This is a genomic window from Sphingosinicella sp., assembly GCF_052387495.1.
Lineage (GTDB): Bacteria > Pseudomonadota > Alphaproteobacteria > Sphingomonadales > Sphingomonadaceae > Allosphingosinicella.
The window spans coordinates 1-3,231 of sequence record NZ_JBQTJC010000269.1 but is presented as its reverse complement, the minus strand read 5'-3'; the positions used below and the strand labels follow the sequence as shown (position 1 = coordinate 3,231).

General features: G+C 66.9%; 3 protein-coding genes and 1 tRNA gene. All 4 read right to left on the bottom strand.

Annotated elements, in window-relative coordinates; genetic code table 11:
• Positions 1 to 140: 140 nt before the first annotated feature.
• The gene (locus ACT4N8_RS14845; RefSeq protein WP_444858891.1) at positions 141 to 821 is read right to left on the bottom strand and encodes a PilZ domain-containing protein; all 681 of its coding nucleotides are present in this window, start codon (positions 819 to 821) and stop codon (positions 141 to 143) included.
• Between the two features lie 357 nt (positions 822 to 1,178).
• Positions 1,179 to 1,254, bottom strand: a tRNA-Val gene (locus tag ACT4N8_RS14840).
• Between the two features lie 46 nt (positions 1,255 to 1,300).
• Positions 1,301 to 2,188 (bottom strand): hypothetical protein, encoded by an 888-nt coding sequence (locus tag ACT4N8_RS14835; protein WP_444858890.1) that lies wholly within the window; start codon positions 2,186 to 2,188, stop codon positions 1,301 to 1,303.
• A gap of 326 nt (positions 2,189 to 2,514) precedes the next feature.
• Positions 2,515 to 3,231 (bottom strand): NAD(P)(+) transhydrogenase (Re/Si-specific) subunit beta (locus ACT4N8_RS14830; RefSeq protein WP_444858889.1); only part of this gene is annotated, 717 nt, incomplete at its 5' end.

Genomic DNA, 3,231 nt, shown 5'->3' with positions numbered 1-3,231 from the left:
GTCATCATCGAGCGCCTAATCCGAGGACGCCACTAATCCGGCTAATCCGGGGGAACCCTAGCCCGGGACACCATGCGCAATTCGCTTTCGTCGCTGTCGACGGCAGAGTTGCGCTCGTCCCGGTGACAGGCTTTCTGCCGTCACCCCCCAGGCGCCGCCCGCCGTGTCAGCCGCGCGCGCAGCTCGTTCATGCCGATCGCATCGACCGCCGCAGCGCGGTCGTCCGCCGCGAGGATCTTCGCCACATGGCCGAGGATCTGGGCGGCGAGGTCGAAATTCTGGAGCAAGGCGGCGTGGCGCTCGACGACGATCGGCTCATCGATCAGCGCATCGCCCGTCGTCTCCAGCAGGCGGCGCAGGCAGATTAGCTCCTCGGCCAGCCGGTCGTCGAGCTGCGCCAGCGCGCTTCCGATTTCTTCCGAAGCCGGCGGTGCCGGCACGGCCGCGCCGGCGCGGATCGCGGCCTGGATCGTGTCGACCCGCGCCTGGCCGAAGATGTCGCCCGATTTTCTCCCCGATATCCACTCGGGAACCGAAACGTGGCCGTCGAACTCGATCCCGCAGCGCGGGGCCGCCGCCCACACGACGCGGCCCGCGATCTCAACCTCCTGCCGGCGCAGCATCACCCGGGCGCCGACGCCGGGCAGCGCCGGCCCTTCGACCAGCGCGCCGCGTTCGGAAAGGTTGCGGATGCGCACGGGCGCCTTCAGCCCATCAGCCTCGATCGTGGCCGCGAGCAGCAGGTTCGGCCGCGGCGAGCACCGGTTCTCGCGCCTTCCCGCGTCTTCGGGCAGAGAATCCCCATCAACCGCGCGATTCACGAAATCATTCCCCAACCCGGCACTGAAAAATGTTCAAGAGCAATGCGGTAGCCGCTATTGGTTAACCGACTGCGAACTATGTCCGCGACGACGAGACGGAGCAGGGCATAGGCTCAGACGTTCGGTCCACGATGTTCCTGTTCTTCTCGAACCGCGTAGGCTGTGCCGGCTCGTTCCTCGTCACCGCGCTCGGGACGCTGCTGCTGCTATGGCTGCTCGGCTGGATCGGTTTCTGATAGAGCGACGATTCGCCGCCAAGGCTGGCTTGCCAGGCGAGGCCGCGCCAGCGGCATAATGATCAGATCGCCATGTCCCCCGGACATGGCTGAACGGCGCGGAGCGCTGCTCGCCTGATAATGGTGGGTGGTGACGGGCTCGAACCGCCGACCCTCTCGGTGTAAACGAGATGCTCTACCAGCTGAGCTAACCACCCGTGGCGATGCCACTGCCACCGCGCGCTACGGCGAGCAAGGCCCAGATCAGATCGCCGCGGGCGCGATCCGCTTGGCCGCGAGGAGATAGGCGGCGAGCGCCCGCGCCGTCTCGTCGGAGAGCTCGATATAGACCCGCCTGCCGTCCTGCGGATCGGCCGAACGGACGAAGAGGCCGCGGTCGGTCAGCACCTTGATCCAGCGCAACGCAGTCGTGGCCGGCACCGCCGCCGCGATGCACAGGCTGGAGACCGCGACCCGCTTCCTCTCCAGCCGGGCCGCCATGAGGTCGAGCAGCATATCCCAGGCGGGATCGGCGAACAGCTCGCCGGAAAAATATTGGTCGCGCAGCCGCCGGGCCCGGATCAGCGCCCTTATCTCGCCCGGCTCAAGCCCGTCCTCGCGCTCCTCGGCGCCGACCGAAGGCCGCGCAGCGACCAGCTCCGCCGCCTCCTCGTCCGACAGCGACGCGAGCATGTTGGCCAGCCGGCCGACATCCTCCGACAGCTTCTGCAGCAATTCCTGGCCCTCGCGCCCCACATCGTGGAGCTGGTCGGGCCACGGCATTGCGACCGAAGCATAGGCTTCGACGCGGGCCCGCTCGTCGGCGTCAACGAGCAGCTCGATGGCGGGATGTCCGGCTCTGGCGAAGACCAGGTCGACAAGACCGGCGGGCGCCGCGACCACCGCCGGCAGGCCCAGTTCCGTCGCCTCGCGCTGGAGCTTGTCGAGCAGCGCGATGAGCGCCGGCGTTTCCAGGCCCGCTTCGACGATCGGCCTGGCGGCCGGGGGCTCGGCACTGTCGCCTGCCTCCCCGATGACCCGCATGCCCGCCACGCGAAGCCCCGCCAGTTTCGCCGTCAGTCGGGCCCGCGCGAAAGCTTCGTCGCCGTCGCCATACAGAAACACTTCGGGATCGTTCCGATATTCAACCATGGCCAGCGCATCATGCGCCATGTTGCCCCCGCTCGCCACTGCCCCGTCCGAAATGGAGCTTCGCCGCGTCATCTTCGCCAGTGAATTGCTATTGGCTCCGAACTGGAGGCTGTTCTTGAGCAACTAAGCCAGTCGAACTCCAATACTTTTGCGACGGCGCGGAGATCGAGGGGACGATCGGGCCTTTCCTCCGGAATGGAGCGAAGCAAAAAGCGCGGGCCTAAAAAGGCCTAGTCTCGGCCCAGGCTCCGACCTGTCGCCGAATCTCATCCGTTTCGGATGCACTTCGCACCGAATCGAACGGATAGCGGAGTTCCGTCGGCCGCTCAGTCGATCGACTTGACGATCTCCTCGGCCATCTTCTTGCCGTCGCCAAGCAGCATCATCGTGTTGTCGCGGTAGAACAGCTCGTTGTCGATGCCGGCATAGCCGACGCCGCCCATCGAGCGCTTCACGAACAGCACGGTCTTGGCCTTCTCCACGTCGAGCACCGGCATGCCGTAGATCGGCGAGCTCTTGTCGGTCTTGGCGGCCGGATTGGTAACGTCGTTGGCGCCGATCACGAGCGCGACGTCGGCGCGGGCGAACTCCGAATTGATGTCCTCGAGCTCGAACACCTCGTCATAGGGCACGTTCGCCTCGGCGAGCAGCACGTTCATATGGCCCGGCATCCGCCCCGCGACCGGGTGGATCGCATATTTGACCTGGACGCCTTCTTCCTTGAGCAAATCGGCCATCTCGCGCACCGCATGCTGCGCCTGGGCCACCGCCATCCCGTAACCGGGGGCGATGATGACCAGCTCGGCTTGCTTCATCAGGAAGGCCGCGTCCTCGGCCGAGCCGCGCTTCCACGGCCGGTCGCTCGCGCCGCCGCCGTCGGCGATCGCCGCGTCGCCGCCCCCGAAGCCGCCGGCGATCACCGAGATGAAGTTGCGGTTCATCGCGCGGCACATGATGTAGCTGAGGATCGCGCCCGACGAGCCGACCAGCGCCCCGGTGATGATCATCGCGCTGTTCTGCAGGGTGAAGCCCATCGCCGCCGC

Coding starts and splice junctions, on each gene's coding strand:
- ACT4N8_RS14835 (WP_444858890.1), bottom strand. CDS start 2,188: ATGGTTGAATATCGGAACGATCCCGAAGTGTTTCTGTATGGCGACGGC.